Below are 23,975 nucleotides of genomic sequence, written 5' to 3' on the forward strand. Positions count from 1 at the left end.
CCGGTACCGGCAGGTGGGCCGGTACCGACGAGTGGACCGCTACTTCTTCTTCCCGGCGGGGTCCGCCGGGTGCGGGGCCACCTTCCGGTCACCCTTGGTGGCGATCCGCTCCTCGCACAGCCGGGCCAGCACCTCGTACGCCTTCCTGCCCATCAGCTCGGTGAGCTCGGGGCGGTAGCTGACGTACACCGGCTCGGCGCCCTGGTGGGCGGCCGGGGCACCGGTGCACCACCAGTGCAGGTCGTGGCCGCCCGGGCCCCAGCCGCGGCGGTCGTACTCGCCGATCGAGACCTGGAGGTAGCGGGTGTCGTCGGGGCGGTCGATCCAGTCGTAGGTGCGGCGGATCGGCAGCTGCCAGCAGACGTCCGGCTTGGTCTCCAGCGGCTCCCGGCCCTCCTTGAGGGCGAGCGCGTGCAGGGCGCAGCCGGCGCCGCCCGCGAAGCCGGGGCTGTTCACGAAGATGCAGGCGCCGTTGACCCGGCGGGTCTGGCGGTCGCCGTCCTCGTCCAGCATGGTGACGCCGCCGTCGGACCTGATCCGGCCCTTGGCGTCGGTGCCCTCGGCGAAGTTCTCCCACAGCTCGGGGGTCAGCCGCGCCGCGTGGCCCAGGACGCGCTTCTCGTCGTCCTCGTCCGAGTAGTGGGCGCCCAGCGTGCAGCAGCCGTCCGACTCGCCGCGGCCCTCGCGGATGCCGTGGCAGCCCTGGCCGAAGACGCAGGACCAGCGGGAGGTCAGCCAGGTGAGGTCGCAGCGGAAGACCTGCTCGTCGTCGGCGGGGTCGGCGAACTCGACCCAGGCACGGGGGAAGTCGAGCGGGACCTCGTCGCGCGGGATCTCGCGGCGCAGGGTCGGCATCGCGAGGTCGACGGGGGCGGGGGAGGCCACGGGCTTCGCCTTGGCCTTCTTCTTGGACGTTTCTGCTGGTGCCACCCGGCAAGGGTAGAGCTTCGCGGGGGCGTACGGGCCGGTTGGCGCGGTCGTGGGCGGTGCGGGGGTGGCGCCGGGTGGGCTTCGGGCGGAGTGAAGGCGGGGTGAAGAGGTCCGGCTGTCCGTGCGGGCCGGGCCGGGCGGGTGCCTAGGATGGCGGCCAGTCCGCTACGGGGAGGTACGGGGATGGCAGGCGGCAGCACCGGGGCGGCCGACGGCGGGAGCGGCGGGTTCGTCCTCAAACCGTGGGAACTGCACGGCGAGGGGCGGGAGTTCGAGAAGCTCGGGCGTGAACTCGGCAAGGCCGTGAGCACCCTGGAGCAGGGCCTCGCCGCGCTCGGCGCGCCCTGGGGCGCGGACCAGCCGGGCAGCGCCCTCGCCGCCGTGTACGGCCCGGCGCACGGTGAACTCCTCGGCGGGCTCCGGGCGTTGGCCGGACAGGTCGGGCAGGTCGGCGCCGGACTGCACACGATGGCGGAACGGACCACGGACACCGACACCTCGACGGCGGACGGCTTCGGCGGGACGCCGGCCCCCACGGCCGGCACGCCGGGGTCAGTCGCCCGCCCGGCGGTGTATTCGGGCACCGGGGCAACCCCGGGGGCGGCACCGGCCGTCCCCCAGGACATGTCGGTCTGAACGGCCCGGCTCGAAGGGGGAGAAGCGCGTGTCCCGGAAACTGCCCGAGGAACTGGTCCCGCTCCTGGCCAGGACCGGCCACCCGTGGCCGCAGGCCGACGAGGAGGCCCTGCGCAAAGCGGCCGCGCACTGGCGGGAGTTCGCCGCCGAGGCCGACCGGATCACCCGCCGCGGCGGGGAGTCCGTCCAGCGGGTGGCCGCCGACAACTCCGGCCACGCCGTCGACGCCTTCACGGCGTACTGGCGGACGTACAGCGACGGCGGCAAGGGCCACCTCCAGGACGCGCACACCGCCGTCGGGCTGGTCGCCACCGCCTTCGACGCCGCCGCCCGGGCCGTCGACGGCTGCAAGGCCGAGATCATCGCCACCCTGCAGAACCTGGCCGCCGAGCTCAAGCAGACCCGGGAGCAGGCCGCCGAGGTCCAGCAGACCGCGGCAGTGGTCGCCGCGAACGCCGGGCAGACCGGGCAGACCGGGGTCTTCGGCGGGCTGGAGAAGTCCGTCGCCGGCTTCGCGGGCGGGGTGAAGAACGCCGCCACCACCCAGGTCGCCGCAGGGGTCGAGGCCGTCGCGGCGGAGACCGCCGCGCTGAAGATCGCCGGCCTGCTCGCCGAACTCGGCCGCGGCATGAAGGACGCCCTGGCCGCCGCGCTCAAGGAGCCGGCCGCCGTCGCCCTGCTGCGGCTCGGCACCGCGTCCGGCACCGGCGTCACCACCGCCTCCTACCGCACCAAGGGCGGCTTCGACCCGCTCTCCGCCGGACTGCCCGCCGCCCTCGGCGAGCCCGGCGTGCTCGGCAGGGACGGCACCGGACTGGTCGTCCTCTCCGGGCAGGACGGCAAGCCCCTGGTCGGCGTGCCCGGGCTCGGCGTCAAGCTCGACGAGCACGGACAGCCCGTTCTCGGCCCCGACGGCAAGCCGGTCATCCTGCGCTCCGACGGCACCCCGGTGGCCGACGCCGCCGGGCTGCTCGTCGTCGCCGGGCCGGACGGCAGGCCGGTGGTCGGGGTGGCCGACCTGGCCGTCCGGCTGGACGAGCACGGGCAGCCGGTGCTCACCGACCAGCAGGGCAAGGAACTGCACGGGCTGTCGCTCGCCGACCTCACCGACCCGCGCGAGGCCGCGGTCGATCCCAAGGTGCCGGGTGCGGTGACGGCGTCGGCCGTGGTGCCGCCGGTGGACCCGACGGCGGCCCCGTCCGTCGTCCCCGCCTCGCTCCCCGCCGTGGATTCCGCCCTGGACCCCTCGGCGGTTCCGTCCACGCTCTCCTCCGCCGCTCCGTCCGCGGCCCCGGCGGCCGATCCGGTGGTCGCCGCCGCGCCGGCCACGACCTCGGACGCCCCGTACAGCGGCTCGCACCGGGCCGTGACGGCCGCCACCGACTGGTCGCCGCCCGCGCGGGACGACGGGCCGTCGGTACGGGTGACCGCGCACCAGGGCGGCGGTCCGGTGACGGCGAGCTGGTCCGACGGGGACTACCCGCTCCAGGCGCCCAGCCACCACGGGGGCGGCGGGGGCGGCAGCGTGCCGGTGACCGTACGGACCGACTCGGTGAGCGCGCCGCCCGCGCCCGCCGCGCCGCCGTCCGGCGGCGGTCCCTCGTACGGGCCCGGGTACACCCCGGCCGCGGATGCCTCGCCGGTCGTCCGGCCGGTCGGAGTGGTCGGCGTGTCCGGGCAGTTCGGGACACCGGCGTACTCGGGCGGATATCCGGGGACCGGCACCGTGGGCGCCGTCGGACCCGGCCCCCTGGCGGTCGGTGGCGGCTCCCCGGCGCACGTGGCCGCGCCCTTCGGCAGCGGCATCGGCGGCGGCAGCGGTACTGCCACGGGCGCGCCCGGCGCCGCCTCCCCGGTCGTCGGCGCTCCCGTGGCCGGCGGGCCCCAGCCCGGCAGCGAGCTCCGACCGGGCGCGCCGCGCACCCCGGCGGGCGTCGCCCCCGGCCCGGCCACCCCGGCCCCGGCCCCGGTCGAGCCGCCGATCGTCGGCACCACCCCCGTCATCGGCCGACCCGAGCCGCACCCCGCCGACGGCCGCCGCCGGGACACCGCCGCCGCCCTCGCCGACCCGGCCCTCGCCTGGGGCGCCGTCCCGGTCGCCACTGCCCACGCCATGGCCCTCCAGCTCGCCCTGCGGGCCCGGCGCGGCCCGCTCGCCGAAGGTCCGGAACTCCGGCTGCGCACCATCGCCGACAGTCGCCCGTACGGGCTGCCCGGCGGTCTCGGCTCGGTCGACCCCGAGCACCAGGCCGAACTCGAACGCCGGGTGCCGCGCGACGAGGACGGCCTGCCCGTCCGCCACCCCGACCCGGCGGCCGGCGGTTGGCCGGAAGCCGTCAACGCGGGCGGCTACCGCGAACCAGGCCGGGCCAACAACAGCCTGGAGATCGCGCTCTCCGCCGTCGACACCTACACCGGCCGCCCCACCTGCGCGGCCCCGCGCATCCCCACCGAGGGCGACGCCGGCGAACGCGGCGGCCGCGACCGTGCGGAACGCGAACTCGGCGCCCCCTTCCGCGACCTCGGTGACGGCGGCCAGGCCTTCACCCGCCTCGCCGGCGAACTCCGCCGGGCCGGCCACGGGGCCCAGGCCGTCCTCCTCACCCTCGACGCCTACGGCCGCCCCCACGCCTGGAACGCCGTCAACCACCGGGACACCGTCACCTACCTCGACCACCAACTCGCCCGCCACAGCCCCAGCCCCCTCCACCCGGCCACCCAGGGCCTCTGGGCCATCGCCCTCTCCCCGGAGGGCCGCCCCCTGGACCTGATGACGGCGCGAGCCAGCTGATCGGCTACGAGATCCGGTCCGCCCCGCTCGGCATGCGGCGGGCGGCCGAGTTCACGGAACAGGAGGTCGCCGAGGCCTGCGCGGATCGCGCGGAGCGGTGCCGCGAAGTGCGACATCGCGGTGACCGGTTCGAACTGACCGCGGGGGCTGGATGATGTTGGGGTCGGAGTGGGTGTTGACGGGGGTGGGCGAATGATCTCGCGCGCGCAGGCGGTGGAGGCGGGGCACCGGTGGATCAACGGGGATCTGCCGCAGGGGGCCGGGGCGGTGCGCCGGGTGTGTGCGCACGAGTTCGAGCTCGGGTGGGTGGTCTGGGCGGAGCCGCCGCGGGTGGAGGTCGACCCGCGCACCGGGGAGCGGCGGGCGCCGGGGGAGGTGGGGGCCGCGTGTGCGGTGGTGGACCGGGAGAGCGGGCGGTTCACGGTGTGGCCCTCGGTACCGGTGGACGAAGTGGTCGGTCTCTACCGGGACTTCGTGGGCGCGGGCGGCTACGACCCGACCGGGCCGCCGGTCACCGGCCGGGGCGCCCGGGCCGAGCTGACGTACCGGGACGGCACGGGCGCGACCCACGCGCTGGCGCTGCGTTCCGCCGCGGGGCTGCCGCACCCGGCGCTGCGCGGCTGGTGGTGGCTGCGCGAGCAGGGCATCCCGGCCGAGGACGTGCTGGCGGTGCGGACCGACCTGCGGCTGAGCGCGCTGCCCGGCGGCTACTGGTCGTACGCGCTGGCCGCCGAACTGCCTCACGCGCGGCTGGAGTTCGAGCTTCCCTACGGGCCGCGCTCGGACCACCGGGCGGCTGCCGTACGGCAGTTGCCCGCCCCGCCGGACGGTCCGGGCCGTAACCGGGTGCCGTTCCCCCGCGCGGTGCCGCCGCTGCCGGGGGAGTCGGACGCCGCCCTGGCGGAGCGGCTGGTCCGGCGCTTCGGCACGGCGGGCGTGCAGCGCTTCGGTCCGGCGGACACGGCGCGCGCGGAACTGCCCGGGGACGCGGCCGCGCTGCTGCTGTCCGTCGGCGTGCCGAAGGCGGTGGACGGTTTCTTCGCGCTGCACCACCCGGGGGCGGAGGCGATCGCGGACGGCTCCCGCCCGGGCACCGTCCTGCCGCCGCTCGCCCCGCACCTTGCGGCGCTCGGCCGCGGCACCCGGGTGGCCGAACGGGAGCGGTCGGCCCTCGCCGGGCAGCTGGTGCTGGGCACGGACGGCTGGGCGCTGATCACCCTGGACACCGGGCCGGGCGCCGTCCGGGCAGTCGACCCGGACTACGGGACGGCCCGCCACTGCAACGCCGACCTGCGCGCCTTCGTCCGCTGCCTGGAGCTGTTCGCCGGCTGGTGGCCCACCCTGCGCGGGCTGGACCCGGCGGCCGCGGGCGCGGCGGTGGACGCCCTGCAGCGGGGGCTGGCGGAGTTGGACGGTACGGTCTACGGCGATCCGGAGAACTGGTGGGCTGTCATCGTGGAACAGTTGTGGGACGGTCTGCTCTGATCCGACCTCGGCCGCGGCGGCCCCGGGAACCGGAAACCGCCGCGGCGCTGTCAGAACGGTCAGATGACCACGAACCACGCGAGCCCAGGACCCGAGCGACCCGAGCCGCCCGAGCGACCTGAGCGACCCGAGCCACCGAAGCAGCAGCTGGAGCACCGAGCCGTGACCGCCCCGCCCCGCGCCGCCCGCACGGCCGCCCTCGCCGCGCTCGCGGTCCTGGCCGCCGGTTGTGCCGCGGGCGGCGGCCCCGCGCTGCAGGCCCGTTCGGCCGTCGCACCGGCGGTGTGCGCGTCCCCGGTGGTGATCGGCCACCGGGGAGCGCCGTTCAACGCCCCCGAGAACACCATGGCCTCCTTCGAGACCGCCCTCGACCAGGGCGCCGACTGGCTGGAGACCGACGTCCAGACCACCCGGGACGGCGTCCCGGTGCTGATGCACGACCCGACCGTGGACCGCACCACCAACGGCAAGGGTGCCGTCGCCGACCTGACCGCGGCCCAGGTCGCCGCCCTGCGGGTGACCGTCGGCCCGGGCCCGGCCCAGTCCGTCCCGACCCTGGAGGAACTGCTCGAGCGGCTCTCCGGCAGCAGCGCCACGCTGCTGATGGAGATCAAGTGGCAGCGCCCCGAGGACGTCGCCCGGATCGCCCGGATCGCGGCCGGCAGCAAGGCGCACGTCGTCCTCTACTCCTTCTCGGTCGACCACCTGCGCCAGGCCCACGCCGTGGCGCCCGCCCTGCCGGTGGTGCTGATCCAGAGCGGCGGGATCGCCGAGGACCCGAAGGGCCTGAAGCTGAACGGGATCGCCCTGGACACCGGACTGGCCACCGCGGCCCGGATCGCCGCCGAGCGCAAGGCCGGGCGCGAGGTCTACGTCTGGACGCTGGACGGTGAGGAGGCCTGGCAGCTGATGACCGCCCGGGACGCCGACGGCCTGATCACCGACACCCCGGGGCCGGCCCGCCGCTGGGTCGACGCCAACTGCCGCACCGAGCGCCGGACCGGGCCCCGCGGCCACTGAACGACGGTCAGCGGGCGACGGCCGCGGATCGCACCCGGAACGGTCGGGAACGCACGGGGACGACCGAGACCAGCGCGAATACCGTCACAACCGATCTCCTCGCCGCCCGAATCGCGTAGCGTGGAGAGTTATGCGACTCGGTGTGCTCGACGTAGGTTCCAACACCGTCCACTTCCTCGTGGTGGACGCCCATCCGGGTGCCGCCCCGCTCGCCGCCTACTCGCACAAGGCCGAGCTGCGCCTGGCCGAGCTGCTCGACGAGTCCGGCGCGATAGGCGAGGCCGGGGTCGAGCGGCTGATCGGGCATGTCGCCTCCTCGCTGCGGGTCGCCGAGGACAAGGGCGTGGTCGACATCCTGCCGTTCGCCACCTCCGCCGTGCGCGAGGCCGCCAACGGCGAGCAGGTGCTGCGCCGGGTCGCCGACGAGACCGGGGTCGAACTGCGGGTGCTCTCCGGGCAGGACGAGGCCCGGCTCACCTTCCTGGCCGTCCGCCGCTGGTTCGGCTGGTCCTCGGGCCGACTGCTCAACCTGGACATCGGCGGAGGCTCGCTGGAGATCGCCTGCGGCCTGGACGAGCAGCCGGACGTCGCCTGCTCGCTGCCGCTGGGCGCCGGGCGGCTGACCGCCCGCTGGCTGCCCGGGGACGTCGCCGACCCGGACGGGCTGCGCGAGCTGAGACGGCACATCCGGGCCGAGATCGCCCACGTGGTCGGCGAGATCTCCCGGCTCGGGCCGCCGCAGCACGCCGTCGCCACCTCCAAGACCTTCAGGCAGCTGGCCCGGATGACCGGCGCCGCCCCCGCCGACGCCGGCCCGTACGCCGACCGCCGGCTCACCCGCAGCGGGCTGTCCGCCTGGCTGCCGCGACTGTCCACGATGACCGTCGCCGAGCGCGCGCAGATCCCCGGCGTCTCGGAGGGCCGGGCCAAGCAGCTGCTGGCCGGGGCGCTGGTCGCCGACGCCGCGATGGACCTGTTCGGCCTGGAGGAACTGGACGTCTGCCCCTGGGCGCTGCGCGAGGGCATCATCCTGCGCCAGCTGGACTCCATGGACAGCAGCTCCACCGAGCGCCGGCCCGCGCTCACCCCGTAGGCGCGGCTCACCCCCGTAGGCGCCGCCTCCCCTCGTGGCGCGGCCGCCCGGCGTGCCGATGGTCACTCCGCCGGGCGTCCCGTCCCGTTCGGCGCGTGCTCCGCTTACGCTGTCTCCCGTGGTGCAACCAGCGGGCGAGGACGGAACGCAGGAGGGCCGCGCTCCCGGAGCGGACGGGCAGCCGCGGTCGGTGGGCCCGCGCGGTCGCCTCGGCAAGGCGGCGCTCGGCAAGGGGGCGCTCGGCAAGGCGGGCAACGACGCCACCGCGGAACGGGACACCAAGGCCACCACCAAAGCCACCAAGGCCACCAAGGCCGTGAAGGCTGTGAAGGCGGCCCAGCGCACCGCCAAGAAGGCCGTCAAGAAGGCGGCGGCCCCCACCGCCGGCAGGTCCGCGCGCAAGTCCGCCGCGACGACCGCGAAGAAGCCCGAGCACCCCCGCCAGCCGCCCAAGGAGACCCGTACCGCCCGGGCCGCCGGCGCCGCCAAGGCCGCCGTCCAGTCCGTCCGCTCGGTCACGGCCGCCAAGCGCGACGCCGCCCGTCCGCCGCTGCTGCGCACCACCGACCGGCTGGTGCTGCCCCAGCACCCGGCCCTGCACATCCCGGACACCAAGGTGGTGCTGTCCACCGCCTCGGTGTACCCGGCGAGCACCGCCGTCGCCTTCGAGCTGGCCGCCAAGCTCGGCTACGACGGGGTCGAGGTGATGGTCTGGAACGACCCGGTCAGCCAGGACCTGGAGGCTCTGCGCCGGCTCTCCGACGCCCACCAGCTGCCGATCCTGGCCGTGCACGCGCCCTGCCTGCTGATCACCCAGCGGGTGTGGACCACGGACCCGTGGACCAAGCTGGTCCGGGCCCGGGCGGCCGCCGAGAAGCTCGGCGCGAGCGCCGTGGTCGTCCACCCGCCGTTCCGCTGGCAGCGGCAGTACGCCCGGGAGTTCGTCGAGGGCATCAGCCGGATGGCGGGCGAGACCGACGTCCGCTTCGCCGTCGAGAACATGTACCCGTGGCGCTACCGCGACCGCGAGGTGCTGGCCTACTCGCCCGGCTGGGACGTCACCGACGAGGACTACCGGCACTTCACCATCGACCTCTCGCACGTCGCCACCTCCCGGATCGACGCCTTCGCCATGGCCGAGCGGATGGGCGACCGGCTCGCCCACGTCCACCTGGCCGACGGCAGCGGCTCCGGCAAGGACGAGCACCTGATCCCGGGCCGGGGCAAGCAGCCCTGCGCCGAGTTCCTGGAGCACCTCGCCCGCACCGGCTTCGACGGCCACGTGGTGCTGGAGGTCAACACCCGCCGCGCCGCGTCCCCCGCCGAACGCGAGGCCGATCTGGCCGAGGCCCTGGCCTTCACCCGCTTGCACCTGGCCACCCCCTCGCGCGTACGCTGAACGCCGGGCCCATCGGGGGCGCGAATGCGAACTGCCGTACGGCGGGAGAGAGATGACGCGGAGTCCGAACCACGGAGAGCTCGCGGTCAGCTTCGGCGCGGTCGCCGCCGAGTACGACCGGGGTCGGCCGCGCTACCCCGACGAGCTGCTCGACACGGTGGAGCGGCTCTGGGGCCGGAGCCTCAAGGGAGCCAGGGTCCTGGACGTCGGCGCGGGTACCGGCATCGCCACCCGGCTGCTGGCCGCCCGGGGCGCGGACGTCGTCGCGGTCGAGCCCAGCGACGGCATGGCCGCCCAGTTCCTGCTCTCCTCGCCCACCCTGCCGCTGGTCCGCGGCGGCGGCGACGACCTGCCGTTCCACGACGGGTCCGCCGACCTGGTCACCTACGCCCAGGCCTTCCACTGGACCCGCCCCGAGCGGTCCGTCCCCGAGGCGATCCGGGTGCTGCGGCCGGGCGGGGCCGTCGCCACCTGGTGGAACGTGCAGGACGAGACCGTGCCGTGGGTCCGGGCCCGGGCCGAGCGGATGGCCGCCGCCCTCCCCGACCGCTACCGCGGCTACGGCGGCATCAGCGCCCACACCAGCCACTTCGCCCCGGCCGGCCTCGCCGTCGAACGGGCGGTGCTGCACTGGGAGCGGCGGATCACCGTCGAGCACGTGCTCACCGACCTCACCTCCCGCTCCTACCTGGCCTCGCTCGGCTCCGAGGAGCGCGCGCCCGTGCTGGCCGCCGAACGGGAGGCCATGCTCGCCGAATTCCCGGACGGCGTGGTGGTCGAGCCCTTCACCCTGGACGTCACCGTCGCCGTCAGGCGGGGCTGACCCGCCGGCCCCGCGGACTGCCCGCATCGCGGACGGACCGTCCGCCGGCCGGACGGCGGGCGTAGGCTCGTAAGCCACACGGCCCCCGCACCCTCCTCACCGGCGGGGTGCCGGCGACAGCCCCGAAGGAGTGGAGCACAGTGCCCGAGCTGAGGTCCCGTACGGTCACCCACGGTCGCAACATGGCAGGCGCCCGGGCGCTTCTCCGGGCCGCCGGCGTAGCCCGCGAGGACTTCGGCAAGCCGATCATCGCGGTCGCCAACTCCTTCACCGAGTTCGTCCCCGGCCACACCCACCTCCAGCCGGTCGGCCGGATCGTCTCCGAGGCGATCAAGCAGGCGGGCGGCATCCCGCGCGAGTTCAACACCATCGCCGTGGACGACGGCATCGCGATGGGCCACGCCGGCATGCTCTACTCGCTGCCCTCGCGCGACCTGATCGCCGACTCGGTCGAGTACATGGTCAACGCGCACTGCGCCGACGCGCTGATCTGCATCTCCAACTGCGACAAGATCACCCCCGGCATGCTGATGGCCGCGCTGCGCCTCAACATCCCGACCGTCTTCGTCTCCGGCGGCCCGATGGAGGCCGGCAAGGCCACCCTGGTCGACGGCACCGTGCGCAAGCTGGACCTGATCGACGCGATCTCCCAGGCGGTCAACGAGAACGTCTCCGACGAGGACATCGCGATCATCGAGGAGAACGCCTGCCCCACCTGCGGCTCCTGCTCCGGCATGTTCACCGCCAACTCGATGAACTGCCTCACCGAGGCGATCGGCCTCTCGCTGCCCGGCAACGGCTCGGTGCTCGCCACCCACACCGCCCGCCGGGCCCTGTACGAGAAGGCCGGGCGGACGGTCGTCGAGATCGCCAACCGCCACTACGGCCAGGACGACGACTCGGTGCTGCCGCGCGCGATCGCGAACCGCGCCGCCTTCGAGAACGCCATGGCCCTGGACATCGCCATGGGCGGCTCGACCAACACCATCCTCCACCTGCTCGCCGCCGCCCAGGAGGCCGAGCTGGACTTCGACATGCGGGCCATCGACGCGATCTCCCGCAAGGTGCCCTGCCTCTCCAAGGTCGCGCCCAACGGCTCGTACTACATGGAGGACGTGCACCGGGCCGGCGGCATCCCGGCCATCCTCGGCGAGCTGTACCGGGGCGGCCTGCTCAACGAGGACGTCCACACCGTCCACTCCGACTCGCTCGCCGAGTGGCTCAAGACCTGGGACGTGCGCGGCGGCTCCCCCTCCGCCGAGGCCGTCGAGCTGTGGCACGCCGCCCCCGGCTGCAAGCGCTCCGCCGAGGCCTTCTCGCAGTCCGAGCGCTGGGAGTCGCTGGACACCGACGCTGCCAGGGGCTGCATCCGCAGCGTCGAGCACGCCTACTCGGTCGAGGGCGGCCTGGCCGTGCTGTACGGCAACCTCGCCGAGGACGGCTGCATCGTGAAGACCGCCGGCGTCGACGAGTCGATCTGGACCTTCAGCGGCCCGGCGGTGGTCTGCGAGTCCCAGGAGGACGCGGTCGAGGCGATCCTCGCCAAGCGGATCAAGGAGGGCGACGTCGTCGTCATCCGCTACGAGGGCCCCAAGGGCGGCCCGGGCATGCAGGAGATGCTCTACCCGACCTCCTTCCTCAAGGGCCGCGGCCTCGGCAAGGCCTGCGCGCTGATCACCGACGGCCGCTTCTCCGGCGGCACCTCGGGCCTGTCCATCGGCCACGCCTCCCCGGAGGCCGCCTCCGGCGGCACCATCGCCCTGGTCGAGGACGGCGACACCATCGCCATCGACATCCCGGGGCGGACGATCTCCCTGGAGGTGCCGGCCGAGGTCCTCGCCGAGCGCCGCCGCGCCCTGGAGGCCGGGCACGGCTACCGGCCGAAGAACCGCGACCGCCAGGTCAGCCAGGCGCTGCGGGCCTACGCGGCGATGGCCACCTCGGCCGACAAGGGCGCCGTCCGGGACGTCAGCAAGCTCGGCTGAGCCCGATCACCATCAGGAGGAGCCGCCCCGGCGTCCGGGACGGCTCCTCCGTCGTCGCCCTCCGGGCGCAGTGTCACAACTGTCGCTCGGGTGATAATCGACGTCGTGAGCGAGCAGCCCCCCACCCCCGCCCCCAAGCCCGCCGGTGCCCCCGAGCCGGAGCCGATCCGTTTCTTCGGCACCACCTGGGTCAACCGGGACAACGGCTACTGGCCGCGCCGGGTCGGCGTCTCGATCGGCGCCCTGGTCGCCACCGCGGCCGCCGCGCTGGTGCTGCGCTTCGGCGTCGAGGGCGTCGCGCTCTCCGACAACGGCGGCTTCCTGAACGGGCTGCTGACCGCCGCGATCGCGGTCTGCTCGATGATGTCCGTCCGGCGCACCTGGAAGGTGCTCACCGAGGGCAAGGACCAGCTGACCGGCTGGATGGCCGAGGACCGGTCGCTCGGCGCCGTCTGGCTGATCGGCGGGGCCGGCAGCCTGGCCGCCTACTTCGCCCGCAGCCTGGTCGAGGCCCCCGGCGAGGGCGTCAAGCGGGCCGCCCACGAGCGGGCCGTCGAGCGGTACGGCAAGCGCCGGACCGGCCGCAGCGGCCGACCCGGCGCGAAGCGCAAGCGCTGATTCTCACTCGCGGCTGGTCGTGCCGCACTGGCCGCTCGGCGCCAGGTCGTGGCTGCGGTCGTACGGATCCGTGGTCGGGCCGGTCTGCTCGGGGTGGGGCCGGGCGAACTGGCGGAACTGCGGATGCACGAAGCCGTCGTACACGGAGCAGGCGTTGTTGCCCACGTCGGACATGGCCTTCCCCAGGACGATCTTCTTCGCGTCGACCTGGTGCCGGTCCGGATCGTAGAAGCGGTAGTCACCGACCCTGCGCACGATCGTCCGGGTCGTCCAGGTGTCACCGGAGCTGGCGGCGGCCGGCTCGACCAGGCCCACCGGTCGGGCGGAGCCGCCCTGCGGCGCCGACGGGGTGGCGGACGGGGCCGGGCGGTCCTCGGCCAGCTTCCGGGCGTCGGGGCCGGGCTGCAACGGGTAGACGAAGGTGAAGTCGGTGTGGATCAGCACGCCGCCGTCACCGTCCCCCTCGTAGCTGAGCCGGCCCTGGACCTTGACCGCGTCGCCGACCAGGACCGCCTCGCGCGGGTCGAAGCGGGAGAACCAGCTCAGCGGGTCGTGGTCCTTGCCCGGGTGGTCGAGGGCGTCGGCCGCGTCCTTGCGGTCCTCGTGGTCGAGCATCGCCAGCGCGGCGTCCGGACGGGCACCCGCGATCACCTTGGGGTCGAGGTTGGCGGCCGCCAGGTAGTCCTTGACCTGCTGGAGCTGGGCGGCGACCTCGTCGGCCGAGAACACCCCGGTGGCCTTGGCCTCGGGCAGGACCATCGCCTCCGTGCCGGTCGGCCAGCCCGCGGCCGGGGAGGCCTTCCAGGGGTGGTCGACGGTCGGCTGGTCGTCCGGAGTGTCCGGCGGAGCCGTTGTCGGCCGGGCCGTCTCCGGGGCGACCACGGGGACGGGCGCGTCGGCCTTCGAGGAGCGCAGGCCGGAGACCCAGTTGCTGACCGCGTTGACGTTCAGCGAGGCGAGCAGTCCCGCCACGACCAGCAGCACCACCAGCGGGGTGCGCCACCAACCGCCCCGGCGCCTGGCCGGGCGCGGGTTGCCCCAGGGGTCGACCACCCGCAGCTCCGGCCTGCGCCCGAACCGGCGTTTGGGCGTCGCCGGACCGTCGTTGACCGAGCGGCGGCCGCCCGGGTCGACCGGCGGGGTGTGCTTCCAGCGGGCGGCCAGCATCCGGGTGCGGCCGGACTGCTCCTTGACGGTGGCGGAGCGCACGAACTCCTCGTCCAGCACGAGGTCTGCGAACGGGTCCTTCCCGCCCGCTCCGGACGGGTCGGACCCGCCCGGCTCACCGCCCTGCGAGGGGCGCGGTTCCGGATCTTCGGCGATTGGCATCGCGCCAGTATGCCGACGGGGTGTGACGATCCGTTGATCGGGGGCACACCTTGTGGTGAACCGGTGTGCGGGGCCGGGTGGTTCACCGCCGCTTGTCCGGAAATGCGCCGTCAGCCCTTGCTGCGGGCCTGCTTCACCCCGTGTACCACCCCGGCGACCGACATCAGTACGGCGGCCGGGATGAGCGACACGAGGAGCGCGCCGAACAGGCCCTCGTCGCCGAGGAGCATCTGGGCCACCGTGTTCAGCACCAGCAGCCCGCCGGCTGCCGGGAGCGCCGACTGCCACGGGTGTTCCCGCGCCCACCGCTTCAGCCGACGGTCGCCGCCGTCCCCGCGCAGCTGGTTGCCCGCCCAGCCGACCAGGAAGAAGAAGAACAGGCCCCAGCCGGCCGGTTCGGCCAGCATGCTCAGCGACCAGTCGCCGGAGATCGCCTCGATCCCCAGGGCCGTCGCCCCCACCACCGCACCGACTCCCGCGGCCGTCCGCCACGGGCCCACCGTCGCGGAGGCGACGGCGAGTTGCCGGTTCTCTCGTCGGGACATTCCGTCGTGTGCCATGGCTCCACGGTGCGCCTGCCCGGGCGTGGAGGCCATAGGGGAAACCCCCGAGTTTTCACCCTAGGGGCAACGGCCTTGGCGGCTGCCGGGCAGCGGCCCCGCCCGCCGCCGCACAGCCAGCCGTACGACGGCCTCCCCGAGCCCGCCGACCACGGACCGGACGGTCCCGCCGGGCGCCGCCGAGCGGTGCGAGGATGGCCGCAGTACCGAGGCTAGGAGCGGACCATGGGCAGCAGCGCAGCACACGGACAGAAGATCGCCTTCCTGGGCACCGGCAAGATCGGCGAGGCCCTGCTCTCCGGTCTGCTGCGGGCCGGCAAGGCCCCGTCGGACGTCCTGGTGACCGCCCGTCGGCCCGAGCGCGCGGCCGAACTCACCGACCGCTACGGCGTGGTGGCTGTCTCCAACGCCGAGGCCGCCAAGCTGGCCGACACCCTGATCCTCGCGGTCAAGCCGCAGGACATGGGCACCCTGCTGGAGGAGCTGGCCCCGCACATCAGCCCGGACCGGCTGGTGATCTCGGCGGCGGCCGGCGTCCCTACTGCCTGGTTCGAGGAGCGGCTGGCGGCCGGCACCCCGGTGGTCCGGGTGATGCCCAACACGCCGGTGCTGGTGGACGAGGGGATGAGCGTCATCTCCGGCGGCTCGCATGCCCGGGAGGAGCACCTGGCGCGCGCCGAGGAGATCTTCAGCTCGGTCGGCAAGGCGCTGCGGCTGCCGGAGTCCCAGCAGGACGCCGCCACCGCGCTGTCCGGCTCCGGCCCGGCCTACTTCTACTTCCTGGTGGAGGCGATGACGGACGCGGGCATCCTGCTCGGCCTGCCCCGCCAGGTGGCGCACGACCTGATCGTGCAGTCCGCGATCGGTGCCTCGGTGATGCTGCGCGACTCCGGCGAGCACCCGGTGAAGCTGCGTGAGGCGGTCACCTCCCCGGCCGGCACGACCATCGCGGCCATCCGCGAGCTGGAGAACCACGGGGTGCGGGCGGCGTTGCTGGGCGCGCTGGAGGCGGCCCGGGACCGCTCCCGGGAGCTGGCCTCCGGCGGGAAGTGATCGCGCGCGACCCCTCCCGCAATCGCGGCGCAGCCCCTACGCTCTCGGCCACCGTCGTCCGTACCGGCCAGTAGCGAGGTTCCCGCATGAGCGCCGCGCCGTCCGTGCAGCCCGTCCCGTCCCCGATGGCGCCCGGCCTGCGCGTCGGGCGGGCGGCGCTCGCCGTCAGCTTCCTGCTCCAGGGCACCACCTTCGCGCTGCTGGTCACCTGCATCCCGGAGATCCAGCACCGGTACGGGCTGAGCGACGGGATGCTGCCGGTCTTCCTGGCCGCGGTGCCGATCCTGGCCGGGGTGGGCTCGATCCTCTCCGAGCAACTGGTGAAGCGCACCGGCGCCCGGGCCGTGCTGCGGGTGGTCCAGCCGGCGGTCTGCCTCAGCCTGGCGGGCGCCGGGCTGGGCGGTTCGCTGTGGCAACTCGCCCTCGCGCTCGGCGCGTTCGGGCTGCTGGTGGGCGCGCTGGACGCCAGCATGAACATGCTGGGGGTGGGCCTCCAGCACCGCTACGGCCGCTCGATCATGATCGGGTTCCACGCCGCGTTCAGCCTCGGCGGCATCCTCGGCGCGGGGATCGCCGGCCTCGGCTCGCACTACGACCTGGGGCTGCCGGTGCTGTTCGGCACGGCCGGGGCGGTGATCGCCCCGCTCGCGGTGCTGACCGGCACCCTCCCCCAGCCTTCGGCCGGGGGGACCCCCACCGCCGGACCGGCCGAACTCGGCGACGCCGTCCGGGAGGCCGCCGAGGCCGCCGCCCGGTCCATCCCCTGGCGCCCGCTGCTGCCGCTGTGCCTCGCGATGGCCTGCGCGTACATCGCGGACGCCTCGGTCTCCAACTACAGCGTCAAGTACCTCACCGACGTTCTGGGCAGCCGCGAGGACCTGGCCAAGCTCTCCTACCTCGGCTACATGGTCGCGATGCTGCTGGGCCGGGCCCTGGGCGACCGCGCGGTGCAGCGCTTCGGCACCGTCGCGGTAGTGCGCGGCGGAGCCGCACTGGCCGCGCTCGGCTTCGGGCTGGCCGCGGTGGCTCCCGCGGCCTGGGCGGGCATCGCCTCGTTCACCGTGCTCGGCTTCGGCATCTGCGCGATCATCCCGCAGGTGTTCGCGGCCGGCGGGCGGCTCTTCCCGGCCGACTCGGACGCCGCCGTGGCCCGGCTCAACCTCTTCAACTACGTGGGCTTCCTGATCGGTTCGCCGTTGGTCGGCGCGGTCGCGGACGCGAGCTCGTACCGCTGGGCGCTGCTCGCCCCGATGCTGCTGGTGCTCGCCGTGCTGCCGCTGGCCGAGCGCTTCGCCCCGGCCCCGGTGGCGGCGCCCGCCACCGGGTGAGGACGGCGCCCGCCGCGGTGCGGCGGCGGTGCCTTCCCGCCGTGGGTCGGCGAGCCCTGACCGCCGCCCGTCCGCCCCCACCCACTACGGTGGAGGCCATGCCCGAAGCCGAGCGTGACACCCCCTGCGGCCTGCACCTCTTCTGGGACGAGGCCGTCACCGCCTACGACTTCGGCCCCGGCCACCCGATGGACCCGACCCGGCTGGCGCTCACCATGCGCCTGGTCGAGGCCCTCGGGCTGGACACCGGGCCGGGGGTGACCGTCCGTTCCGCGCCGCCCGCCGGGGAGTCCACCCTGCATCTGGTGCACACCCGGGAGTACGTCGAGGCGGTCAAGCACGCCGCCGCGCACCCCGAGCAGTCGGACCCCCGGCACGGGCTCGGCACCGACGACAACTGGTCCTTCCCGGCGGTCCACTCGGCCTCCGCGCTGATCGCCGGTCAGTCGGTCGCCGCCGCCGAGGCGGTCTGGCGCGGCGACACCCCGCACGCCGTCAACTTCGCCGGCGGGCTGCACCACGCGATGCCCGGCAAGGCCTCCGGCTTCTGCGTCTACAACGACCCGGCCCTGGCCATCGCCCGGCTGCTCGAACTCGGTGCCGAACGGATCGCCTACGTGGACGTGGACGTCCACCACGGCGACGGTGTCCAGGAGGCCTTCTGGAACGACCCCAGGGTGCTGACCGTCTCGCTGCACGAGCACCCGGCCACCCTCTTCCCGCAGACCGGCTGGCCCAGCGAGACCGGCGGCCCGGACGCCCCCGGCTCCGCCGCCAACCTGCCGCTGCCGGCCGGCACCGGCGACGCCGGCTGGCTGCGCGCCTTCCACGCCCTGGTGCCCGAACTGCTCGAAGCCTTCCGGCCACAGGTCCTGGTCACCCAGCACGGCGCGGACACCCATTTGGAGGACCCGCTCGCCCACCTCGCCGTGACGGTGGACGCCCAGCGGCTGATCGCCGAGGAACTGCACGAGCTGGCCCACCGGTACGCCGACGGCCGCTGGGTGGCCACCGGGGGCGGCGGCTACGCGGTGGTGGACGTCGTCCCGCGCACCTGGACCCACCTGGTCGCCACCGCCGCCGGCCGGCCCGTCGACCCGGCCACCGAGACCCCCGAGGCCTGGCGCGCCGAGGTCTACCGCCGCACCCGCCGCCCCGCCCCGCTGCGGATGACCGACGGCGCCCGCCCGGCCTGGCGCGATTTCGAATCGGGTTACGATCCGGCCGACCGACTCGATCAGGCCATCCTCGCCGGCCGCCGCGCGGTGTTCCCGCACCACGGACTGCTGGCCTGAAACCGCCGTCCGGCCACGCGCCGGGCGGGCCGTGCGTACGCCCACTGGTGCGAACCGCCGAGTGACTACGTACTGCAACGGTGCTATCTCCCACAGTACGAGGACTGCATCTCCCCTCTTCCCACTGGTACCACCCATAACTACTCTGGGGATACACGTGTGCCGGTGGAGTCACCGGAGGGGAAGCCGGTGCCTTGCACACGGGTTAAGGGTCGGGTGATGGTCATGAGTTCCGTCGAGCGCCCCCTGCAGGAAGTCGTCTTCCTGACCGTGGCCGAGGTCGCCGCGGTCATGCGGGTGTCCAAGATGACGGTGTACCGGTTGGTGCACAGCGGAGAGCTGCCGGCCATCCGGGTCGGACGGTCCTTCCGGGTGCCCCAGCAGGCGGTGCACGAGTACCTCAAGGAGTCGTACGTGCGGCTCGAGAGCGCGTAGCCGACGGGCCGGGCGGGGGCGCGTCCGCAGCCGTGGACGCGCCCCCGTTCGCCCCGGATTCCCCGGGAGTTTCCCGGCTGCCGGGAGTGCGATTTACAGCCCCGGCCACGCGGACGGTAGGCTAGGCCCTCACGTCAGTCGTATGGACTCCGTCTCTCACGGACGAGAGTCTCAGTGAGCGAGGGTTGTTCCGTGGGCTCTGTCATCAAGAAGCGTCGCAAGCGTATGGCCAAGAAGAAGCACCGCAAGCTTCTGAAGCGGACCCGCGTTCAGCGTCGCAACAAGAAGTAAGCGCCCCCGGCCGCGCCCAGCGCGCCCAGCGCTTCCACCGCCCGTCCCGGCCCCAGTGGCCGGGGCGGGCGGTGTCGTTTCACCGCCTGGCGGGGCGTCGCGGTACGGTGCACGCAGGCCGCTCGGGTCGAGGGAATGGGGTGCAGCACCGTGGGCGTGGTCGTGCTCGTCACCGGCGTGGCACGCCATCTCGGTGCCCGCTTCGCCGCCGAGGTCCGTCGTCGGCCGGGGGTGGACCGGGTCGTCGGCGTGGACGTGCAGCCGCCGCGGCTGCCGGTCGAGGAGCCGGACGGCCCGGCCGCGCCGTACACCTTCCACCAGCTCGACCTGCGCCGCCCGGCGGTGTCCCGGGTGATCGCCGAGCACCGGGTGGACACCGTGGTGCACCTCAGTGTCAGTGCCACCGGGCTGGGCTCCACCAACCGCTCCGCGGTGAAGGAGTCCAACGTCATCGGCACCATGCAGCTGCTCGGCGCCTGCCAGAAGGCCTCCGGGGTGCGCCGGCTGGTGGTGAAGTCCACCACCGGCGTCTACGGCTCCGCGCCCCGCGACCCGGCGGTGTTCAGCGAGCGGATGCAGCCGAAGGACCCGCCCGGCGGCGGCTTCGCCAAGGACGCGGCCGAGGTCGAGGGCTACGTGCGCGGCTTCGCCCGGCGCCGTCCGGACGTCGCGGTCACGGTGCTGCGCTTCGCCAACATCGTCGGCCCGGGCGCGGACACCCCGCTCAGCGAGTACTTCGCGTTGCCGGTGCTGCCGACGGTGCTCGGCTACGACCCCAGGCTGCAGTTCGTCCACGAGGACGACGCCGTCGCGGTGCTCTGCCGGGCCGTCGACGAGCCCGAGCCGGGCACCGTCAACATCGGCACCTTCAACGTGGCGGGGGAGGGCGTGCTGCTGCTCTCCCAGTGCGCCCGCCGGCTCGGCCGCCCCACCGTGCCGCTGCTGCTGCCCGCGATCAGCTGGATGGCCTCGCTGGCGCGGCAGACCCGGCTGGTGGACGTCTCACCGGAGCAGCTGCGGCTGCTCACCCACGGCCGGGTGGTGGACACCGCCCGGTTGCGGGAGGTGTTCGGCTACCGCCCGGCGTTCACCACGCCGGAGGCCTTCGCCGACCTCGCCGCCGCCCAGGGCCCCGGCCTGCTGCCGCCCGAGCGGCTGTCCGCCGTCACCGACCGGCTGGCCGCCCTGCTCGGCCCGGAAGCCCCGGCCGCCGTGACCGCCGCCGTACCGAACCGCCCCCACCGCCCGAGGAGCTGACCCGCGATGAGTGCCGCCGCCGAGAACGCGCCGGGTGAGGCCAAGGTCATCCCGATCGAGTCCGCCCCCAGCTGGAGTTCTCCGGAGGGCCCCGGCCTGGCCGACCGGCTCGCCGGAGCCGTCGGCGGGGCGCTGTCCGGGCAGCTCGGCCCGGCGGCCACCCGGCTGTTCGGCAAGGGCTGGGAGGCCCGGGCCACCGAGGGGCTGGCCTTCCTGCGCCGCCGGATCACCGGCGACTACGAGGTGGACGAGTTCGGCTTCGACCGGGAGCTCACCGAGGAGGTGCTGCTCTCGCTGCTGCGACCGCTGGCCGAGAAGTACTTCCGGATCGAGGTCCAGGGGATCGAGAACATCCCGGCCGAGGGTGGCGCGCTGGTCGTCGCCAACCACTCCGGCACCCTCCCGCTGGACGCCCTGATGACCCAGGTGGTCATCCACGACCACCACCCGCACCACCGGCATCTGCGGATGCTCGCCGCCGACCTGGTCTTCGTGCTGCCGGGCGTCAACGAGGTGGCCCGCAAGGCGGGTCACACCCTGGCCTGCAACGAGGACGCCCAGGCGCTGCTGGAGCGCGGCGAGGTGGTCGGGGTCTGGCCGGAGGGCTTCAAGGGCATCGGCAAGCCGTTCTCCGAGCGCTACAAGCTCCAGCGCTTCGGCCGCGGCGGCTTCGTCTCCTCGGCGCTGCGGGCGAAGGTGCCGATCGTGCCGTGCTCGATCGTCGGGGCGGAGGAGACCTACCCGATGATCGGCAACGTCAAGACGCTGGCCCGGCTGCTCGGCCTGCCGTACGTGCCGATCACGCCGACCTTCCCGTGGCTGGGGCCGCTCGGCATGCTGCCGCTGCCGACCAAGTGGACGATCCGCTTCGGCGAGCCGATCGCCACCGACGGCTACCCGGCGGAGGCGGCGGACGACCCGATGCTGGTCTTCGACCTGGCCGACGAGGTGCGCGAGACCATCCAGCACACCTTGTACCAGCTGCTGGTGCAGCGGCGTTCGGTGTTCTTCTGATCCGACGTGACGGTGCCCCCGGCGGAGCGGACTCCGCCGGGGGCACCGTCACACCGCCTCGCTCAGCTGCCGCCGAGGATCCGCAGCCCGGGCAGCAGACCGGGGATCAGCGGGGGCACGTCCACCCCCTGCTGGGCGCCCGTCGGCGCGCTGGCCGGGCCGGACGGCGGCTGCGGCACCTGCGGCGGGGCCGCGTCGGTGCTCGGCGAGGGCTTGCCCGCGCCGGAGAGCCCGCTGGTGAGGCCGCCGACCAGCCCGTTGACCGCGTCCGGGGCGTTGCTGGGCAGGGTGCTCGGCAGGCCGGCGCCCTTCCCGTTGCCGGCCGTGCTGCCGGTGCCGGTGGCGGCCGGGGCGTGGTCGGTGCCGGGGCGGTTGCCCGCGCTGCCCTGGGACTGCCCGGAGCCGGGCGCGGCGCCGGTGCCGTTCGTGCCGGAGCCGTCCGGGGAGCCGCCGGGCGAGGAGGACGAGTCGTCGCCCGCTCCGGTGCCGGCCGGGTCACCGCTCTTGGCGGGGGGCTGGGCCAGGCGCAGGGGCGCGACGTCCTCGCTTATGGCGTCGAAGAGCTGGTCCACCAGGTGCGCCTGCTGGGTCAGTTGGACCGGCAGGCGACCCTGCAGCTCGCTCCAGCGGCCGTCCTCGTCGTGGGCGAAGCCGGCCAGCGCACGCATCGGCTCCAGCGAGCCGTTGCTGCGGTAGACCGAGCGCAGCAGGTCGCGGCCCCTGAGGGCGTCGGCGTGCATGTCGTCCAGCGCCCGGCGCACCCGGTCGACGGTGGCCGGGCTGAGCGCGGTGGCCGAACCGGGCTGGCCGACCAGGGCGTTGGCCTCGCCGAGCCGCGTGGCGGCGTTGTCGAGCAGTAGCCGGCCGCGTTCCGAGTCGGAGTCCGCGAGATCCAGCCGGAGCCCTTCGAGGCCACGCTTCATGCCGTAGAGCGTGTCCCCGGGGAGGGCACTGGAACTCGCGGCGGCGGCCCCGGCCAGGCTGCCGACGGCGAGCCCGGCGACCAGCCCGCCGATCGCGAAGCGGCGGCTCCACCGGCCGCGCGGCGCCGTCCGGATGGTCCGGTGGCGGCGCTGGCGGGGCACCGCGGCGCCCGGCCCGCCCGCGAAGGCCTGCTCGAACGCCGCCATCAGCTGGGCCCGTTGGACCGTCCGGACCTCCCGGTCCAGGGCCGGTCCGGGCAGTGCCCCCAGTGCGTCGGCCAGGCCGACCAGTTCGGCCATCGCGACCGAACCCGCTTCGGTGGAAGCGGCGTTGGCCGATTCGGCGTTGGCCGCGCGGCGTTGCTCCGCCTGGTGGGCCTCCAGCGCCTCGGCGAAGGCCTTCGCCCGCCGGTGCTCCAGCACGTTTGCCGTCACGGGCCACACCTCCCTTCGTCGTTGTCGACACCCCGGCCTGCCGGACGGTTGCCCCGGCGGGCCAAAGCCACTCCATCGGGTGACAGGTCGCAATTCGGCTTGACCGTACGCCTGGTGGGGGCTTGCACGCTGGCCAACGAGCGGTGCGGGCGGTCGGTTACGCACGGCTGATCACCGGACCGACCGTTCACCCGGACGTGTCGGTCGGGTACGAGCGGTGACGGACCTCCGGGCCGTCGCCGGACCAGGGCCCGTCCGGGCCCTGCCACCCCCTCGGTCACCGCCGCCTCACCGGGCGTCGGGCGGGAGGAGCCGGGCCAGGGTGCGGACGGCGCGGTACTGGAGTGTCTTGATGGCGCCCTCGTTCTTTCCCATGATCCGGGCCGTCTCGGCCACCGAGAGCCCCTGCAGGAAGCGCAGCGTCACGCACTCCTGCTGCTGCGGGTTGAGCCGGCGCACCGCGTCCAGCAGGGCGGCGTTGGAGAGCGACTCCAGCACCGACTCCTCCGGGCTGCGCTCGCACTCGTTGGAGTCGAGCATCTCGCCGGTGGTGACCTCCAGCCGGAACCGGCTGGACTTGAAGTGGTCGGCGACCAGGTTGCGGGCGATGGTGACCAGCCAGGCGCCGAAGTCCCGTCCCTGCCAGGTGAAGGTGCCGATCCGGCGCAGCGCGCGCAGGAAGGTCTCGCTGGTGAGGTCCTCGGCGGTGGCCCGGCTGCCGACCCGGTAGTAGATGTAGCGGTAGACGGTGTCCGCGTAGTGGTCGTAGAGCCGGCCGAAGGCCTCGCTCTCGCCCGCCTGGGCCCGCTCGACCAGCTCCATGATCGGGTTGTGCTCGGTCTCGAAGCCGGGGCTCGGCGCGGTGCGGGCGCGGCTGCGGCCGATGCCGGTGGTTCCGGTGCGGCCGCGCGAGCCGGTGCCGGTGGAGCCGGCGGCGGTGGTGCGCAGCGCCAGGCCGGGGCCGTGCTGGTGGCCGAACGGCACACCGGCGGGCACGAGTTGGGGCGAGGCGGCGAGCTGGCTGCGGAGCAGGGTGCGCAGCAGGTCCAGGCCGGTGGAGATCTGCCGCTCGGCGGTCGGCCGGCCGCCGAGGCCGGTGCGGGGGCGCAGGGGCGCGGACGACGGGCGGGAGGGTGCAGGCGCGTCGTTCCGGACGGGTGGGTACACGGGACTCCCAGAGGCAGAACTGTGGACGGATCACCTCCGCCTGCGCGGAGAGCACTCCCCATGGCACCCGTTCGAGCGGGGATGCATGGGTGACGTGCATCCAGGAGA

The 23,975-nt window shown here is 74.6% G+C and carries 21 protein-coding genes; 16 read left to right on the top strand and 5 right to left on the bottom strand.

Features of this window, described 5'->3' with window-relative positions:
- Positions 1-39: 39 nt before the first annotated feature.
- Positions 40-855 carry a DUF3109 family protein gene (locus tag HS99_RS19275; RefSeq protein ID WP_030284349.1) on the bottom strand — a complete coding sequence of 272 codons (816 nt, stop codon included), beginning with the start codon at positions 853-855 and terminating at the stop codon, positions 40-42.
- 258 nt (positions 856-1,113) lie between these two features.
- Between HS99_RS19275 and HS99_RS19280 the strand changes: the two genes are divergently transcribed.
- From HS99_RS19280 to HS99_RS19320, 9 genes are all read left to right on the top strand, one after another.
- Positions 1,114-1,566 carry a hypothetical protein gene (locus tag HS99_RS19280; RefSeq protein ID WP_030284347.1) on the top strand — a complete coding sequence of 151 codons (453 nt, stop codon included), beginning with the start codon at positions 1,114-1,116 and terminating at the stop codon, positions 1,564-1,566.
- 28 nt (positions 1,567-1,594) lie between these two features.
- Complete coding sequence (locus tag HS99_RS19285) at positions 1,595-4,357, top strand: toxin glutamine deamidase domain-containing protein (RefSeq protein WP_051835498.1); 2,763 nt, start codon at positions 1,595-1,597, stop codon at positions 4,355-4,357.
- 192 nt (positions 4,358-4,549) lie between these two features.
- Positions 4,550-5,842 carry an SUKH-4 family immunity protein gene (locus HS99_RS19290; protein ID WP_030284343.1) on the top strand — a complete coding sequence of 431 codons (1,293 nt, stop codon included), beginning with the start codon at positions 4,550-4,552 and terminating at the stop codon, positions 5,840-5,842.
- A gap of 162 nt (positions 5,843-6,004) precedes the next feature.
- On the top strand, positions 6,005-6,862 hold the full coding sequence (locus HS99_RS19295) for a glycerophosphodiester phosphodiesterase (protein ID WP_050366720.1): 858 nt from the start codon (positions 6,005-6,007) through the stop codon (positions 6,860-6,862).
- A 130-nt stretch (positions 6,863-6,992) separates the two neighbouring features.
- The gene (locus tag HS99_RS19300; protein ID WP_030284339.1) at positions 6,993-7,955 is read left to right on the top strand and encodes a Ppx/GppA family phosphatase; all 963 of its coding nucleotides are present in this window, start codon (positions 6,993-6,995) and stop codon (positions 7,953-7,955) included.
- A gap of 595 nt (positions 7,956-8,550) precedes the next feature.
- Positions 8,551-9,354 carry a sugar phosphate isomerase/epimerase family protein gene (locus tag HS99_RS19305; protein ID WP_030284337.1) on the top strand — a complete coding sequence of 268 codons (804 nt, stop codon included), beginning with the start codon at positions 8,551-8,553 and terminating at the stop codon, positions 9,352-9,354.
- A 52-nt stretch (positions 9,355-9,406) separates the two neighbouring features.
- On the top strand, positions 9,407-10,177 hold the full coding sequence (locus HS99_RS19310) for a class I SAM-dependent methyltransferase (RefSeq protein ID WP_030551618.1): 771 nt from the start codon (positions 9,407-9,409) through the stop codon (positions 10,175-10,177).
- A 140-nt stretch (positions 10,178-10,317) separates the two neighbouring features.
- Positions 10,318-12,162 (top strand): dihydroxy-acid dehydratase, encoded by a 1,845-nt coding sequence (gene ilvD / locus HS99_RS19315; protein WP_030284333.1) that lies wholly within the window; start codon positions 10,318-10,320, stop codon positions 12,160-12,162.
- Between the two features lie 105 nt (positions 12,163-12,267).
- Complete coding sequence (locus HS99_RS19320) at positions 12,268-12,780, top strand: hypothetical protein (protein ID WP_030551616.1); 513 nt, start codon at positions 12,268-12,270, stop codon at positions 12,778-12,780.
- 3 nt (positions 12,781-12,783) lie between these two features.
- Here the strand turns inward: HS99_RS19320 and HS99_RS19325 are convergent, their stop codons facing one another.
- On the bottom strand, positions 12,784-14,109 hold the full coding sequence (locus HS99_RS19325) for an SCO2583/SCO2584 N-terminal domain-containing protein (protein ID WP_072655039.1): 1,326 nt from the start codon (positions 14,107-14,109) through the stop codon (positions 12,784-12,786).
- Positions 14,110-14,219: 110 nt separating this feature from the next.
- Positions 14,220-14,669 carry a hypothetical protein gene (locus tag HS99_RS19330; protein WP_141763765.1) on the bottom strand — a complete coding sequence of 150 codons (450 nt, stop codon included), beginning with the start codon at positions 14,667-14,669 and terminating at the stop codon, positions 14,220-14,222.
- A 225-nt stretch (positions 14,670-14,894) separates the two neighbouring features.
- On the opposite strand from HS99_RS19330, the gene proC reads away from it, so the two are divergent.
- The 7 genes from proC (at position 14,895) to HS99_RS19360 (ending at position 21,342) form a co-directional block, all read left to right on the top strand.
- Positions 14,895-15,722, top strand: coding sequence for a pyrroline-5-carboxylate reductase (gene proC, locus HS99_RS19335; RefSeq protein ID WP_030284325.1), 828 nt, complete (start codon positions 14,895-14,897; stop codon positions 15,720-15,722).
- Between the two features lie 86 nt (positions 15,723-15,808).
- Complete coding sequence (locus tag HS99_RS19340) at positions 15,809-17,050, top strand: MFS transporter (protein ID WP_050366721.1); 1,242 nt, start codon at positions 15,809-15,811, stop codon at positions 17,048-17,050.
- Between the two features lie 98 nt (positions 17,051-17,148).
- Positions 17,149-18,345 carry an acetoin utilization protein AcuC gene (locus HS99_RS19345; protein ID WP_046386055.1) on the top strand — a complete coding sequence of 399 codons (1,197 nt, stop codon included), beginning with the start codon at positions 17,149-17,151 and terminating at the stop codon, positions 18,343-18,345.
- A gap of 225 nt (positions 18,346-18,570) precedes the next feature.
- A complete protein-coding gene (locus tag HS99_RS19350) occupies positions 18,571-18,780 on the top strand; it encodes a helix-turn-helix domain-containing protein (protein ID WP_045699258.1) in 210 nt (69 codons plus the stop codon).
- A 192-nt stretch (positions 18,781-18,972) separates the two neighbouring features.
- The gene (locus HS99_RS41405) at positions 18,973-19,071 is read left to right on the top strand and encodes a 30S ribosomal protein bS22 (RefSeq protein WP_003948845.1); all 99 of its coding nucleotides are present in this window, start codon (positions 18,973-18,975) and stop codon (positions 19,069-19,071) included.
- 150 nt (positions 19,072-19,221) lie between these two features.
- Complete coding sequence (locus HS99_RS19355) at positions 19,222-20,328, top strand: NAD-dependent epimerase/dehydratase family protein (RefSeq protein ID WP_030551610.1); 1,107 nt, start codon at positions 19,222-19,224, stop codon at positions 20,326-20,328.
- Between the two features lie 6 nt (positions 20,329-20,334).
- A complete protein-coding gene (locus tag HS99_RS19360) occupies positions 20,335-21,342 on the top strand; it encodes a lysophospholipid acyltransferase family protein (protein ID WP_030551607.1) in 1,008 nt (335 codons plus the stop codon).
- 62 nt (positions 21,343-21,404) lie between these two features.
- Here the strand turns inward: HS99_RS19360 and HS99_RS19365 are convergent, their stop codons facing one another.
- Together HS99_RS19365 and HS99_RS19370 are read right to left on the bottom strand one after the other, a co-directional pair.
- Entirely contained in the window at positions 21,405-22,700 is a 1,296-nt protein-coding gene (locus HS99_RS19365) for a DUF5667 domain-containing protein (RefSeq protein WP_030284315.1), read from the bottom strand.
- Positions 22,701-22,988: 288 nt separating this feature from the next.
- Positions 22,989-23,810, bottom strand: a complete 822-nt coding sequence (locus HS99_RS19370) for an ECF subfamily RNA polymerase sigma factor, BldN family (RefSeq protein ID WP_046386058.1) — start codon at positions 23,808-23,810, stop codon at positions 22,989-22,991.
- Positions 23,811-23,975: the final 165 nt, after the last annotated feature.

The sequence above is a fragment of the Kitasatospora aureofaciens genome, from assembly GCF_001188955.3.
Classification (GTDB): Bacteria; Actinomycetota; Actinomycetes; order Streptomycetales; family Streptomycetaceae; genus Kitasatospora; species Kitasatospora aureofaciens.

Excerpts from the sequence above, each read along its gene's own strand:
- HS99_RS19310 (WP_030551618.1), top strand. The coding sequence starts at position 9,407 with ATGACGCGGAGTCCGAACCACGGAGAGCTCGCGGTCAGCTTCGGCGCG.
- HS99_RS19300 (WP_030284339.1), top strand. The coding sequence starts at position 6,993 with ATGCGACTCGGTGTGCTCGACGTAGGTTCCAACACCGTCCACTTCCTC.
- HS99_RS19330 (WP_141763765.1), bottom strand. The coding sequence starts at position 14,669 with ATGGCACACGACGGAATGTCCCGACGAGAGAACCGGCAACTCGCCGTC.
- HS99_RS19340 (WP_050366721.1), top strand. The coding sequence starts at position 15,809 with ATGAGCGCCGCGCCGTCCGTGCAGCCCGTCCCGTCCCCGATGGCGCCC.
- proC (WP_030284325.1), top strand. The coding sequence starts at position 14,895 with ATGGGCAGCAGCGCAGCACACGGACAGAAGATCGCCTTCCTGGGCACC.
- HS99_RS19345 (WP_046386055.1), top strand. The coding sequence starts at position 17,149 with ATGCCCGAAGCCGAGCGTGACACCCCCTGCGGCCTGCACCTCTTCTGG.
- HS99_RS19290 (WP_030284343.1), top strand. The coding sequence starts at position 4,550 with ATGATCTCGCGCGCGCAGGCGGTGGAGGCGGGGCACCGGTGGATCAAC.
- HS99_RS19360 (WP_030551607.1), top strand. The coding sequence starts at position 20,335 with ATGAGTGCCGCCGCCGAGAACGCGCCGGGTGAGGCCAAGGTCATCCCG.
- HS99_RS19350 (WP_045699258.1), top strand. The coding sequence starts at position 18,571 with ATGAGTTCCGTCGAGCGCCCCCTGCAGGAAGTCGTCTTCCTGACCGTG.
- HS99_RS19280 (WP_030284347.1), top strand. The coding sequence starts at position 1,114 with ATGGCAGGCGGCAGCACCGGGGCGGCCGACGGCGGGAGCGGCGGGTTC.
- HS99_RS19325 (WP_072655039.1), bottom strand. The coding sequence starts at position 14,109 with ATGCCAATCGCCGAAGATCCGGAACCGCGCCCCTCGCAGGGCGGTGAG.
- HS99_RS19275 (WP_030284349.1), bottom strand. The coding sequence starts at position 855 with ATGCCGACCCTGCGCCGCGAGATCCCGCGCGACGAGGTCCCGCTCGAC.